Here is a 14,206-nt window from a genome sequence, read left to right as displayed (position 1 = left end):
TACGATTCGTTCAGGGTATACTTTCGACTACGTACGGACGAAGCGCCCCGCGCGGCGTCCGCATATTCGGACAATATGATGTGGAGCCAACATGGCGAATACCCAAAAGTATCTGAACCACCTGCTTCAGACGGTCGGAATCACCCCTGCTTGCAGCGAGGAGGAGCGCGTCGCCGCCGAGGAGATCGCGCACATCTTTTCCAATCACGGGTTTGAGCCCGAGATCCAGGAGTTCACCTCGTCCTCGTCGCCCAAGCTGATCCGTGCGATTCTCGGCTGCGTGCTGTTCGTCGCGACGGTGCTCATGGGCATCGGCGGCGCGCTCGGCGTGGTCGGTACGATTCTCGTCATCGTCTGCGGCGCCATCTTCATCCTCGAGCGCCTCGGCCGCATCTCGCTGCCGCAGATCGGTGCCGGCGGTCTCTCGCAGAACGTCATCGCATATCACAAGGCGTCCGGCCCGCTCGCCTCGCCGCGCAACCGCCCGGTCGTCGTGGTCGCCCACTATGATTCCCCGCGCGCCGACATCCTGGCGCAGGCTCCCTTCGCCGCGTACCGTCCCCTGCTGGTCAAGCTGCTTCCCGTTGCCATGGTCGTCCCGGCGATCATCGGCATCCTGCGCATCTTCCCGCTGCCCGGTGCCGCGAAGGTCGTGCTGTGGGTTCTCGCGATCCTCGCCTCCCTGATTCCGCTTCTCAATGCGGTCGCCATCATTCTCAATCGCTACGTGCTGCCCTACACCTCGGGTTCTGTGTGCAACAAGTCCTCGGTCGCGGCGATGCTCGGCGTCATGGATGCCGTCGCGCCCTTCCAGGGGGCCGATGAGTTCCCCGAGGACCGTCCCTTCGACGAGTACATGGAGGAGCAGCAGAGCCTCTACGCCGTGGAGAGCTATACCGACGACGGCGGTGTCGTGGCCGTGCCGTACGGCGACAACGAGCTTGTCGACGGCGCCGAGGCCGACGATTCCGATGCTTCGTTTGAAGATGAATTTGCCGACGAGGGCGCGGACGAGCTGGTCGAAGACGGGTTCACCATCGTGCCCGATATCGACTACGGCGCCGATGACGAGGTTGCCGAAGAGGAGGTTTCACTCACGGGCGCGACCATCACCATGCCGGCGCTTCAGGACGATCAGCTGGCCGAGGCTGCTGACGACGAGCCGGCCGAGGCCGACGAGGCCGATGCCGAGGAGATCGCGCAGGAGGTCGCCGAGGAGGAGCCGGTCGAGGACGAGGAGCCCGGCCTGCCCGTCAACGAGGCCGGCTGCATCCGCTATGGCGTCGATGCGCTGCGCTCGCTCGGCATGGTAGCCACTTCGTGCGCGATCGAGTACGAGGAGGGCGCGCTTCCTGTGCCCGCCGCCGCGCGCGCCGCGCATACGGTCGCCGATGTTGCGCAAGCCGCATCTGCGGTTTCCGCCGCGGTTCCCGTCGTTCCCACTGCACCTGTGGTCGACATTGTTCCCGAGATCGAGGACGCATCTGTCGTTGAGCCGGAGCCTGCCGTCGAGCCCGAGGTCGAGGCTGAGCCGGAGTTCGCCTCCGCTGACGACGACGTTGTCGTCGAGCCGACCGTCGCGTCTGAGGAGTTCGAGGCCTACGAGGCCGAGGACGACGAGGAGCTCGACGAGCTCGAGGAGTACGACGAGGACGAGTGGGCGTACGACGAGTCCGAACTCGACGCCGCCGTCGACGCCGCCTACGAGACCCTGGACGACGAGGATGAGTTCGCCGAGGACGAGCCCGCATTCGATGGGGAAGCAGAGGGGGAGCTCGCCGAGGAGGAGCTCACGGAGGACGAGTACGTTGAGGAGGAGTCTGGCGTCGAGGAGTTCGTCGACGACGAGGCCTTCGATGGCGAGGAGCCTGAGGAGGATGATGAGGAATCCTTCTACTCTGGTGAGACCAGTGTGTTCGAGCCCCTGAGCGACGAGGACATCGCAGCCGCCGAAGACGCGGTCGAGCTGCCTGCCGAAGACGAGCCCATCGAGGACGAAGAACCCGTCGATGGCAATGCTGGCGAGGTGCCGGCCGATGCCTCTGGCGATGGCGAGGAAGCCTTCTTCAGCGGTGAGACCGACGTGTTCGAGCCTCTGAGCGACGAGGACATCGCGGCCGCCGAAGAAGAGGCCGAGCCCGCTTACGACGACGATGTCGACATCATGGAGGCCATCTACGAGGTGCTCGATGATGATGAGCCGGTCGATGGCGAAGAGGCCGACGACGTTCTCGCGGATTCCGAGGACGCAGTTGAACTCGAGAAGACCTCCACGTTCGCCCCCATGGATCCCACGCTTGCGCGTGACGACGAGGACGCGCCGGTCGAGGCCGACGACGATGCCGCCGAGGATGACGAGATGGCATATGATGTCGACGGGATCCTCGCCGACGATGACGATGACGATGACGACGCTGATGAGTCCGAGGGCAACGAGCATGCTGCCGACCAGCAGGTTCCGCTCGGCGGCGCCACGCAGACGTTCGATATGTCCACCGTCCTGCAGGGGACGCATCCGTTCAGCGAGAAGCCGATCGATGCGACGCAGCCGCGCCGCCAGGATACGGTCGACTCGCTGATGGCCGAGATCACCGCTGCTCGTCCGCAGCGCCCGCAGCGCGCGATGAACATTCCCGATATCGCTTCGAACGCGCCCCAGGTGACCCGTACGGTTCCCCCGGTCGTGCCCGCCGTCGATCCGGCGCCCCGCACGATCGCCGGCGCCGCGTCTGCCGCCAACCGCGCATCCCTGCTCGACCTGCCCGATCCGTCCGCCCTCGCGTCCGATCCGTTCGCGAACGTCGGCGCCACGGGCAGCGTCCATGTGTCCTCTCCCTCCACCTCGCAGTTCACGGTCATCAATTCCGATGACGTCGTCGCGCCGAGCGCTCCTGCCCCGGGTACCTTCGACACCATCAAGGCTCCCGCTCCGCAGCCGGTGAAGAAAAAGAAGCGCGGCCTGTTCGGGCGCAAGAAGAAGCGGGACGAGTCGAGCATGAGCGACTGGCTTGGCGTCGATAGCAACTACGACGCCAAGCGCTCCGGCCGCGACATCGGCTCGTGGGACAACTTCGAGGGCGACGACGGTTGGAAGGGCGGCGCTGCCAGCGACGGCACGCTGTCCGAGACCGAGCTGCGCGAGGCGATCACCTCCCTGGGCGATGACGAGCTCCTCGGTCACGACATCTGGTTCGTGGCGACCGGCTCGTCCGAGAACGGCAACGCCGGCGCCCGCGCGTTCCTCGAGTCCCATCGCGACCGCCTGCGCGGCGTCTTCCTGATCAACCTCGAGTGCGTCGGCTCCGGCATGCTCGCGATGGTCTCCACCGAGGGCGAGCGCCGCGTGCTCAAGGGTGACAAGCGCATCATGGGTCTCATCTCGCGCGTCTCCTCCGATTTCCATCACGAGATCGGCTCGGTCGACATGCCGTTCGTCGATACCGACGCCCATGCCGCCATGGAGATGAGTCTGCGCTCCGTGACCCTTGGTGGTGTCGACGGCACGAGCTTCGCGTGCTCCCACAGCACCGAGGACATCCCCGTCAACATCAACACCGACAACATCGACCTCGCCGCCGATGTGGTCACCGAGGTCATTCGCCGCTCGTAAGACGCGCGACACCGCGTTTCAGCAGCCCGGCTGCGGCAACGAGCCGCAGCCGGGCTTTTTCATGCTGTACGGGATTGCATCTCAGCAGCCAGATGAACGGCTGGCGCCTCTCGTTATGAATCCCGATAATCAAAAGACGCCGCACGGCTTCTGGAGATACGCCCGCGCATGCATCGCCGCGCAATGCGCGATGCAAAAAGCTGGTAGCATACTGGGCAAACGAACCATGTCGAGGAGGATACGTGTTCTCGTTCATCAAGCGCCATTGGATCGCCTATCTCATCGGTGCCATCGTGGCCATTGCTCTGGGCCTCGGCCTTTCGTACTTTGTCGGCGTTGCGGGATCGACTCCCGAGGCGCAGCGTGTCGAGCGCAACGAGGCGGAGCGGGCGCAGGATGCTTCCAACGACCAGACCTTCATTGATGAAGCCATCGATGAACAGGAAAAAGAGGCAGAGGACGATGCGGCTGCCGAGGATGGCGATACCGCTGAGGACACCGAGGGCGGCGACGATGCGTAGCGCCTAACGGGCCACGTAGACCACCAGCGTCCGCCAGCTGGAACCGACGAGGTTTCCCGAACAGGTGACCAGCGTGACGGCCGCCGTGCTAGACGATATCAACGCCTCCGCTGTGTGCGACACGGCGGAGGCGTCTTCGGTTAAGCGCCGCAGCCATGCCCTGAGGTCCGCTGAATCGCCGAAGTCGAATTGCTGGATTGGCTGATATGCCGCCTGCACCTGCATTGCAAGAAGCGGGGTGCAGGATAGCTGTCTTCCGTCGCGCGATTCCCACCGTGCATTTCCCAGCTTGCAAAAGACGTCAGGGAGATAGGCATCGGCCAGACGGCTGAACATGGAGTCGGTCCCCAAGATTCGATGTCCGTATACGAGCAGATGGTCATCGGTCTCCGTAGCGCGGATATCAAGATACGGGCAGCCAAGCTCGCTGTTGTTGCCCCAGGCGTCATGGTCAAGATACCAGGAGCGGGGCGTGTTTCCGCGCGGCTGCACGACAGGGTAGGAAAGCTTCGGTTGTTCGATATCCAGCCATCCTACGATCGCGGGGTTGTCCGCCATAGGGTCCTGAGCCCCATCGTTTCTCGAAGGCGAATCGCCGTCGTGGATCGACATGCGCGAGGCGGCGGCGATGCGGTACGCCATCTCATCCAGATCGATGCGGGCGCACCGCACCGCCCCCGACATGGCTGCGAGCAGAAGGCACGACGAGGCGATGACCTTTCCGACGCGCGCTGACTCAATCATGCGGCCCGCGACTCTTTGGTGCGCGCGAACCACCACGCCGCACCGCTTGCTGCCAGCAGAATCACCGCAACGCCCGCCCCGATACCGGTCTGGTCGAGCGGCCAGGTGCCTGTGTCGGGCGTCTGCTCCACGCGGTCCTCGTCGTGGTCTTCAAGCTCCTCTCCACCTCCGTTGCGGTACAGATCGACGCGGGCATCGTTGATCAGCTCATCTCCAGGTTGATATCGATCGGTGACGCGCATGTGCAAGACGAGCGGCGCTCGTTCCGCTGTCTCTCCTGTTGAGGTTTCAAACGTGTCACCCTCATGGGTCGCCAAGATCTCATCGACGTTGTCATGCGCGTCCTTGATGTCGTCGGCATCCCATCGCTCCGAGCGCGTGCAGAACCCGGCGTCGACGCAGCCGTATTCCAAGCGAATCGCAACGACCGTCTCCCCATCTCTTAGGTGCAAGTCGGTGACGTTCAGCTGCACTGCCTGCTCGGTGCTCACGTCCTCGCACCACAGACGCCATCCGGTGTAGTCGAGTGCTCGTCCGTCGCTGCCGAGAGATGCCATCACGTTGTCGTGGGCCAACCAAGGATTGCCGTGACCGTCATCGAGCGTGGCGTTCGCGCTGCTGTCCTCCACGGTGTCCGCGGGTAGATTCGTCCGATACCACACGTTGAGCTTCCCATCGAAATCCCCAGACGCTTGCGGTGTGGTAAGTGCGGTCAGTTCGACAAGCCCCGCCTCGGCGCCGTCGATCTCATCGGTCACCGTGAACTCGTCGACCCATGTCGTGCTTCCGTTGCGTACGTCGATGCTGTAGGCATAGCTTCTATCTGCGGATGTGCTGTCATTGGGCCCATCGTTTCCGGAAGGTTCGTCGTCCCCGTCAGCCGGGCCGACAACCTCCTGGCGCTTGTCGACAGTGCCCTCGATCGAGATGGGTTGGTCATACATGACGACGGTTTGGACCCCGCCGGTCGCATCGACGGTGAACTCGATGGCGCTTGCTTGTTCATGGGTCTGCGGTGCGAGCTCCTCGATGAGATAGTAGGTTCCAGGAGCGAGTCGCTCGATGCGATGGGGTTCGGTTCCAGAAACCCAGCTCTCGACTGCGTTGCCGTCCTCGTCCAAGATGGTCAGGTGAGCTCCGGGAACCTCCTCCTCATTCGTGATGTCGCGCTTCGAGATATCCACCTTGGTGTAGTCGTTTTCCATGGTGACCTCAAACGACCGCTCGCCCTCGATCAGACCCTGGTCATCTACGGTGAACTCAAAGACCTCGTCGCTCGGGATGAGCCCCTGCGGAGCACCCGTCTCCTTCATGCGCCAGGTTCCCTGCTCAAGATGTTCGACGATGGCGTCTCCCTGCGCATCGGTTTCGACCGTCAGCGCTTCTCGCCCGTCGACAAGCTTGGGCACCCCATCAACCTCTTCGCTTCCTTCCGCCTCGTCGTCCGCGCGCCACAGCGTGAACTCAACGCCCTCGACTCCTTCATCGGGATTCCCACCCACCCGCTTGTGCACCACGACCCGTGTCGGCTCATTGGTTGCCGAAACCTCCGTGACCACGGTCGGTGTCTCGCCATCTTGGAAGCTCAGGGAAAACTCGATCGGGGATGTGTCGAGCACGTGTCCGTCGGGCGCTTCGGTCTCTACGAACGCGTAACGGACCGTGTCGGCGGCAAGCGGTAAGCCCTCTATGTGCGCCGTTCCTTCCTCGTCGGTCGTCACCGTTCCCACAATCGACCCTTCAGCTGCAAGGATCGATCCATCAGGGCCTATGACATCCTGCAGCGCCACGACATCGAAGGTTGCTCCCGCCAAGGCCTTGCCGTCTTGCGAGCATGTCTTGGCTAGGCGGGCGCTGCCCGTCGCCTGGCGGTCTGCCACCTCCACGACGACGAGAGCGCCGTCGGATTCATCTTCGATGGTAAAGGTCACATCTTCATTGCCGAGCAGGTAGGGAGCGGGGGCGGCCACCTCGCGGATGCGATATGACCCGGCGCGCAACAGCTCGGGAAGCGTCACGGTGCCGCTCTCGTCGGTCGTGAACACATCGGTGGTGACGGGGTTTGGGTACCACGCGTTTTGGCTGATGGGCTCACCCTGCTCATCGAGAATCTGGAACGAGAAACCGGCGGCCGCGATGCGCTCGCCCGTGTCCGCATCGACTTTCGCGATCTGCAGGCGCGCCGCTACGGCCTGGTTACTCACGATATAACGCAGCGTGACCCCGTTCGCCATCTGATCCGCCTTGATTGACCAGTCATCGAGTGGCTTGAGTCCGTCGGGGGTCGTCTCCTCGTTCTCGCGGATCAGATAGCCCGCTCGATCGTAGGGAAGGGCGCCGGCTGCGTTGTCAGGGCGCTCGCCCTCGCCGAACCAGAGCCCCTCGGTCGTCGCGTATCCGTCGCTTCCGGTGACGATGGACCCGACGGTCTCGCCCGTAGAGTTCGAGATGATAAGGAACTCCACGCCCTCCGCAGGGGTCTTATGGGCGGAGCTGCCCGGTTCGATATCACCCCGAAACTTCGCGATCTCAAGGTCGAAGGCGACGGGGACTTCAAGATAATCCTCTTCAGGCATCAGGGTAAGCTCACCTGTTTCCGACAGGTCGCTGGCCTCTACGGTGTATTCACGTGGCGTCGGGTCGAGCACGTATCCTTCCGGGGCCTTGGTCTCCACCACTCGAACCGTGCCGAGCGGAAGGTCGTCAAACTCAAGAACGCCGTGCTCATCGGTCGTTCCGCTCCGCTCGAATCCATCGACCGAGAGCGAGGTGAGATGAAATTCCGCGCCCTCGAGGGTGGCTCCCGGCTGCGCGATACCGCGGGTTGCCGCATCGCGCTTGGAAACGACGAGCGAGAAGCGCGCGGGCGTGTCGACAAGTTCCACGTTTGAGGGCTGCGTTCCGGTTTTGAACTCGATACGCTGCTCGTTGACTAAAAAGCCGTTCGGCGCGGATGTCTCGATAGCGTAATAGGAGGTATTCGGCTCGAGTTGCAGCGACGCGCGCCCATCCTCGTCCGTTTCGATGGATGCGACCTTCCGATCGTCTGAAGCCCGATAGATGTCGTAGCTGGCGCCCGCGAGCGAGTACGATTCGTTGCCCTCGGTGATCTGCATATCCGCTGACGTCTTCGTGAATGTTGCGGTCACCACCTTATCCGAGGTCACAAGGCATTGATATTCAAACAGCCCGGTCTGGTCGTGAGCGGTTTTGTTGGTCCACAGGGTTGCGCATCCCGCTTCGTCTCCGCCCGCGCCGGCGCGCTTGTAGTCGAGTCCGGCCTGGTAGAGCTTCCAGGCAGCATCCTTGACCTGCTCGTCCTTGATGAGCTGCCAGCGCTCAAGATACATCTGGTTGCCGTGGAACTGCTCCCCGTCGCCCACATAATCAAGGATGTCGCCGCGCTGGTCGGCGATGGCGAGCCATACCGCAGCCGCGGTCGCCGCTTCGGACCGCTGCTCATCGAGACCGTATACCGACGTCACGACCTTGCCGTCGTAGCCGTGGTACATGACGTAGTCGAGCTCGGGAATCTCGAGCGAACCGTACCGCTCGAGGCGCTGCCCGACTTCAGGGGTGAGCAGCCATCCCTGTGCACAGTACGCGACGGAGGAGGTCGGCCCGCTGACGCGAATGAACGTTCCCTCGCCGTCAGACGAGTGCGGATTGCTCGGCAGCTCGGTTACAGAAATCGTCGATTGGGCTGCATAGGCATCTTCCGCAGGATTGATGCGAAGCCACGCGACAAGCGACAGGGCGCACGCCGCCGCAACAAGAAGCGCCAACCGCGCACAAAGCACGTGCACATCAAGCGCTCTTGCGCACGGGTATCCGGAACGCATCCTCCTGTGATCTCGTCCTTTTCGAGCACGGCTCGACCGGCGGGCTAACCGAGACGGCAATCTCATGACCGACCTCCTTCATCGCGATGGGAAGGAGATGATAGATGGTCAAATTGGACAGAAATTCAAAGGTATCCAACAGGGCACAAGACGGCGGTCCCGCGATTATCCAAAGCAACCCAACAACGGCTGGTGAAGGCAGGGCTCAAAGTTCATGGATAAAGACCTATCGGTACGGACATGCCGTCAAAACCGCGCCATATCAGCACAAATCTGAACCGTTGGGGCGAACTTGGCCCACGTCGATGGTGCCGCTGAGGTGTTCGTATGGGACAGCAGCAATTTTCCTGCGGTTCAAGGCTGTTTGCGGCACCCGCCTTGTCCGGCGAAAACCGGCACGCTATACTACACCGTACGCCGACGTCATCGGCACACATACGCGGGCATCGCCAAGTGGTAAGGCATCAGCTTCCCAAGCTGACACTCGCGGGTTCGAGTCCCGTTGCCCGCTCCAGAGCTTTTACGGCACCGACCGCGGTGCCGTTTCTTTTTCGGAGCCTCTTCCAGGGACTCGAACCCGTTGGGGTCGCGGAGCGTGGGAACGCGTGAGCGTTCCCCGCGCAGCGCGCAAGGCGCGAAGCGCCGCAGCGGGGGAGCCGGCGCAGCCGGCTCGAGTCCCGTTGCCCGCTCCAGAGCTTTTACGGCACCGACCACGGTGCCGTTTCCTTTTCCGAGCCCCTTTCGGGGACTCGAGCCCGTTGGAGTCGCGAGGCGACACATTTGTGCCCGGTTCCATCTTGTCGCGCTCATGCCTGGGGAAATGGTGCTTGCCCCTATTTTCCCATGCGAGCGCGTACAATATGTGCGTACCGTCAGCGTGCCAATACACAAAAAGGAGCCGCAATGATCGATCGCTACACCCGTCCTGAGATGGGCCACATCTTCTCGCTGGAGAACAAGTACGCCATCTGGCAGGAGATCGAGGTGCTTGCCTGCGAGGCTCAGGCAGAGCTCGGCAAGATCGGCATCACCAAGGAGGAGGCCGCTTGGATTCGCGAGCACGCCGCCTTCAACAAGGACGAGGTCGACGCTATCGAGGCCGTCACCAACCACGACGTCATCTCCTTCCTCACCAACATGGGTGAGTACATCGATAAGGAGGTCCCCGAGGGCGAGCCCAAGCCCAGCCGCTGGGTGCACTTTGGCATGACGTCCTCCGACCTCGGCGACACGGCCCTGTGCTACCAGCTTGTCCAGGCGACCGACATCATCATCGAGGACTGCCGCAAGCTCGGCGAGATCTGCAAGCGTCGTGCCTTCGAGGAGCGCGAGACCCTGTGCGTCGGCCGCACCCACGGCATCCATGCTGAGCCCATGACGTTCGGCATGAAGTTCGGCAGCTGGGCTTGGGAGCTCAAGCGCGACCTCGACCGTCTGATCGATGCCCGCGCCAATGTGGCGTTCGGCGCCATTTCCGGCGCGGTGGGCACCTACTCCTCCATCGACCCGTTTGTCGAGGAGTACGTCTGCGAGCATCTGGGCCTGGTCCACGATCCGCTGTCCACGCAGGTCATCTCCCGCGATCACCACGCCTACCTCGCCGGCGTGCTCGCCACCACGGCTGCCACCTGCGAGCGCATCGCCACCGAGATCCGCAACCTGCAGAAGACTGATACCCTTGAGGCCGAGGAGCCCTTCAAGAAGGGGCAGAAGGGCTCGAGCGCGATGCCGCACAAGCGCAACCCCATCACCATGGAGAAGGTCTGCGGCCTCTCCCGCGTGGTGAAGGCCAACGCGCAGGTCGCCTTTGACAATGTCGCCCTGTGGCACGAGCGCGACATCTCGCATTCCTCCGCCGAGCGCGTGGCGCAGGCCGACAGCTTCATCGCGCTCGACCACATGTTCCAGTGCCTTACCCGCGTGGTCGACGGCCTCATCCTGTATCCCGAGCAGATGAAGGCCAACCTCAACAAGACCCGCGGCCTCATCTTCTCGTCCAAGGTACTGCTCGCCCTCGTCGAGACGGGCATCACGCGCGAGGAGGCCTACGCCATCGTGCAGGAGAACGCCATGGCCACGTGGCGCGAGGTGCAGCAGTGCGCCGGCGGCACCACGTTCCGCGAGAAGCTCGAGGCCGATCCGCGCTGCACGGTCGCATCCGAGAAGCTCGACGAGATTTTCGATCCGTGGGACTTCCTGACCCGCATCGATCGCGTCTTCGACCGCCTGGATGAGCTGGAGTTTTAAGCTCGTAACGTCACCGCGAGGCGAGCGGTCCTGCCGACATCGGCGGGGCCGCTCGTTTTTGTAGGCGGCTCATCCTGTATACCACGTGTCGCCTGAAACCCATTACGTTTCTGTTCGAATGCGGACAGGCGAGGGGCCGCTGCTTGCCACGACCGCCTGCCACGACCGCCTGCCACGTCGGAATACCTATGGGGTTCGTGCGGGGTGGACGTCCCGACGGAGCGCCGCGTCTATAATGGCCAGCAGGAAACAGCGATAGGAGTCCATCATGATCGAGACCGACTACATCCCTCGCGGCGTCTGCTCGCGCCTGATCCACGTCGAGCTGTCCGACGACGGCAAGACCGTCGAGAACGTCGCGTTCACGGGCGGTTGCAACGGTAACCTCAAGGCCATCTCCAAGCTCGTCGCCGGCATGCCGGTCGAGCAGGTCGTCAAGATCCTCGCCGGCAACACGTGCGGCCCGCGTCCCACCTCCTGCGCCGATCAGCTCACGCGCGCGCTCACGGAGGCGGCTGCTAAGGCGACCGCATGAAGCTCTTCGGCAAGGACGGCATAACCCGCCGCCGCTTCGTGGCGGGAAGCGCTGCGGCCACCGCCGCGGCGGCCGCAGCGGTTTCGCTTGCCGGCTGCTCGGGAGACTCCAACGGAAACGAGACGACGGGCGAGCCCCAGGTCATCGAGGACGACTCGCTGATCATCGACGCGCTCGACGAGTACAAGGGCGTCGACAACACGCTCAAGGCGGTCAACACCTGGACGCTCCCGCTGGGCACGCAGCTGTTCCACAGCGACGGCGTCTGGAGCGCCGCCATGATGACGCCCGAGTCCGCGGTGTCCATCAACACCATCGGCGTCCTGTCCCTTACTTCGGGCAACCTCATCACGCTGGTGGAGACTCCCACGAAAGGCAGTCGCTACAGCTTCTTCGAGGTCCGCTGCGGCTCCGGCGTCTTCGCGTGGACCGAGATCGACTACGCCACGCTTTCGTGGTCGCTGCTCGCCGCCACCTATGCCGACGGGCAGATCGTGGGAGAGCCGATTGAGCTCGATAGCGGCGACGCCGATTGGGACCCCGCTCCCTTCACCGCGATCGGGTCGACCGTCTACTGGCTCAAGATGCCGAGTCTGTCGGGTTCGCACACCTCCGACGCGAGCCACTGCTATCGTCGCTCGATCGAGGACGACGCCCATCAGGAAATCTACGAGTCCCCCGGGCGTTTTGCCACGCATCCGCGCGTGTGCAACGGGATCCTCACCATCGCGCCGCGCGTGCGTGCCGACGAGGGAACCTACTACGGCATGACGGCGATCGACATCACGGACACCAACTTCCGTCGCGTCGACCAGCTCGTGCTGCCCGCCGGCGTCCGCCCCTTCGAGGCGGTCTACATGGGCGATTCGTTTGCCTTCGCCATCGAGGCGAGCTACAGCGGCAGCGGCAGCCTGGGCAACATGGGCACGTTCATCGGCCGCGAGGGCGGCCCCTTCATCTACGTGGGGCGCGAGCCCGCCGCCTGTCCTGCGGGCAAGGGTTCGGTCTATCTGGTCAAGACGCGCTCTTCGCACTTCGTGATCGACACCGAGGAGCAGACCTACGCCACGCTCTCGTGTCCGGACCGCTCGTTGGACTACGGCGACTATCCGGCCAGCGAGGGGACGTGCGACCAGTTCGTGACCTTCGCGACCATCAAGAACCGGGAAGGCATCCCGACTGACGTCATCGCCCGCGTCTTCGCGCTGTAGGCCGTCGGCCGCCGGGTGCGCTGCGCTGCCGGCGTGCGCTTCAGGCGGCGCAGGCGCGATCTGCGCCCCGCACGGTCGCCCTACGCGGTCAGGTCCTTTTCCATCCAGGTGACCGAAAGCCACTGCCCGAGCTTGTAGCCGCAGGTATGGTGCTCGCCGCAGATGCGGTACCCATGGCGTTCGTGGAAGGCGATCGAACCGGCATTGTCCGAGGTGATGCATGCCTCGCTCATGCGCATGCCCTGTTCGCGCATGCGGTGCTCGAGCTCGTCGAGCAGCTGGGAACCAAGTCCATGCCGCTGATGTGCAGGAGCGAGGTAGATCGATATCTCCGACGCGTAGCCGTACGCGGGGCGCGAGCGAAACGAGCTGTTGTAGGCGTATCCGGCAACCTCGCCGGTCTCGGCATCCTCAGCGACCAGGTAGGCATAGCGCGCGGCGGTCCGCTCAACCCGGTGCGTGAACTCCTCGAGGCTCGGGACCTCGAGCTCGAAACTGACGGTCGTGCCGGTGACGAAAGGCGCGTAGATGGCCAGCAGGTCGGCCGCGTCTTCGGGTCGCGCGTCGCGGATTGTGTAGCGCATGGAGCCCTCTCGATTCATACGGAAGAAAACGGTGTGCCTGGGAATAATGTACAGCAACGAGGCACACTCGTCGCCTTGTCGTGCGCATCCGTCGAGCGCCCGGAGCTCATAGGACGAAATGTGCGCTAGAATGAGCAGTTAGGTTTTGTACGTAAGAAGAAGGAGGCCTGGTATGGCTTCGGATGCACGAAAGATTCTGCTGGTCGAAGATGAAAAGGCGATCCGCGATGCCGTGGCCGCCTACCTTGAGCGTGAAGGATATTGGGTTGTCGGCGTCGGCGACGGTCAATCGGCTGTTGAGGAGTTCGAAAAGCATCAGTTCGACCTCATCGTGCTCGACCTCATGCTGCCCAAGCTGTCGGGCGAGCGCGTCTGCCGCGCCATCCGCGATACCTCCGACGTGCCTATCATCATGTTGACCGCCAAGGGCGAGGTCGAGGATCGCATCATCGGTCTGGAGCTCGGCGCCGACGACTACCTCATCAAGCCGTTCTCGCCGCGCGAGCTCGTCGCCCGCGTGCGCGCGCTGTTCCGCCGCACGCATCTTGCCGATGAGCCGCAGGTCGAGGTCCTGGACTTCGGCGACCTGGTCATCGACATCTCGGGTCACAAGATCCTGGTCGAGGGCAAGGAAGTCGACCTCACGGCTTCCGAGTTCAAGCTCCTGACCACGCTGGCGCGTCACCCCGGTCGCGTGTACAACCGCATGGAGCTCGTCGAGAAGGTGCTCGGCTACGACTTCGAGGGCTACGAGCGCACGATCGACAGCCACGTGAAGAACCTGCGAGCCAAGCTGGGCGACGACCCCAAGCATCCCAAGTGGCTCTTCACGGTGCACGGCGTCGGCTACCGCTTCGAGGCTCCCCAGCAGCCCAAGGCTGACGAGGGCAGCGCCAAGTAATGATGCCCGCC

General features: G+C 63.5%; 10 protein-coding genes and 1 tRNA gene. 7 read left to right on the top strand and 4 right to left on the bottom strand.

Annotated features, from left to right (window positions below; translation table 11 throughout):
* Nucleotides 1-91: 91 nt before the first annotated feature.
* Nucleotides 92-3,610 (top strand): M28 family peptidase, encoded by a 3,519-nt coding sequence (locus QUW00_RS00925; RefSeq protein WP_289612528.1) that lies wholly within the window; start codon nt 92-94, stop codon nt 3,608-3,610.
* On the opposite strand, the gene QUW00_RS00920 is transcribed toward QUW00_RS00925, so the two are convergent.
* Nucleotides 3,594-3,866 carry a hypothetical protein gene (locus tag QUW00_RS00920; protein ID WP_289612527.1) on the bottom strand — a complete coding sequence of 91 codons (273 nt, stop codon included), beginning with the start codon at nt 3,864-3,866 and terminating at the stop codon, nt 3,594-3,596. The genes QUW00_RS00925 and QUW00_RS00920 overlap by 17 nt on opposite strands.
* Here QUW00_RS00920 and QUW00_RS00915 point away from each other — a divergent pair.
* Nucleotides 3,853-4,131 carry a hypothetical protein gene (locus tag QUW00_RS00915; protein ID WP_289612526.1) on the top strand — a complete coding sequence of 93 codons (279 nt, stop codon included), beginning with the start codon at nt 3,853-3,855 and terminating at the stop codon, nt 4,129-4,131. The two genes, QUW00_RS00920 and QUW00_RS00915, sit on opposite strands and share 14 nt — an antisense overlap.
* 3 nt (nt 4,132-4,134) lie before the next feature.
* Here the strand turns inward: QUW00_RS00915 and QUW00_RS00910 are convergent, their stop codons facing one another.
* Nucleotides 4,135-4,875 (bottom strand): class B sortase, encoded by a 741-nt coding sequence (locus QUW00_RS00910; protein ID WP_289612525.1) that lies wholly within the window; start codon nt 4,873-4,875, stop codon nt 4,135-4,137.
* The gene (locus tag QUW00_RS00905) at nt 4,872-8,681 is read right to left on the bottom strand and encodes a SpaA isopeptide-forming pilin-related protein (protein ID WP_289612524.1); all 3,810 of its coding nucleotides are present in this window, start codon (nt 8,679-8,681) and stop codon (nt 4,872-4,874) included. Before QUW00_RS00905 ends, QUW00_RS00910 begins: the two co-directional genes overlap by 4 nt.
* 475 nt (nt 8,682-9,156) lie before the next feature.
* Here QUW00_RS00905 and QUW00_RS00900 point away from each other — a divergent pair.
* From QUW00_RS00900 to QUW00_RS00885, 4 genes are all read left to right on the top strand, one after another.
* Nucleotides 9,157-9,231 (top strand) — tRNA-Gly (locus QUW00_RS00900).
* A gap of 389 nt (nt 9,232-9,620) precedes the next feature.
* Nucleotides 9,621-10,964: an adenylosuccinate lyase gene (gene purB, locus QUW00_RS00895; RefSeq protein WP_289612523.1), complete on the top strand. Its 1,344-nt coding sequence runs from the start codon at nt 9,621-9,623 to the stop codon at nt 10,962-10,964.
* A 268-nt stretch (nt 10,965-11,232) separates the two neighbouring features.
* Nucleotides 11,233-11,499: a TIGR03905 family TSCPD domain-containing protein gene (locus QUW00_RS00890; RefSeq protein ID WP_289612522.1), complete on the top strand. Its 267-nt coding sequence runs from the start codon at nt 11,233-11,235 to the stop codon at nt 11,497-11,499.
* Nucleotides 11,496-12,710, top strand: a complete 1,215-nt coding sequence (locus tag QUW00_RS00885; RefSeq protein ID WP_289612521.1) for a hypothetical protein — start codon at nt 11,496-11,498, stop codon at nt 12,708-12,710. The genes QUW00_RS00890 and QUW00_RS00885 overlap by 4 nt, the downstream gene beginning before the upstream one ends.
* An 80-nt stretch (nt 12,711-12,790) precedes the next feature.
* Here the strand turns inward: QUW00_RS00885 and QUW00_RS00880 are convergent, their stop codons facing one another.
* Entirely contained in the window at nt 12,791-13,294 is a 504-nt protein-coding gene (locus tag QUW00_RS00880; RefSeq protein ID WP_289612520.1) for a GNAT family N-acetyltransferase, read from the bottom strand.
* A 172-nt stretch (nt 13,295-13,466) separates the two neighbouring features.
* On the opposite strand from QUW00_RS00880, the gene QUW00_RS00875 reads away from it, so the two are divergent.
* The gene (locus tag QUW00_RS00875) at nt 13,467-14,195 is read left to right on the top strand and encodes a response regulator transcription factor (RefSeq protein ID WP_289612519.1); all 729 of its coding nucleotides are present in this window, start codon (nt 13,467-13,469) and stop codon (nt 14,193-14,195) included.
* Nucleotides 14,196-14,206: the final 11 nt, after the last annotated feature.

Source organism: Collinsella tanakaei (assembly GCF_030373545.1).
Lineage (GTDB): Bacteria > Actinomycetota > Coriobacteriia > Coriobacteriales > Coriobacteriaceae > Collinsella > Collinsella tanakaei_C.
The sequence above is the reverse complement of the archived record's forward strand: the minus strand, read 5'-3'. Positions and strand labels throughout refer to the sequence as shown.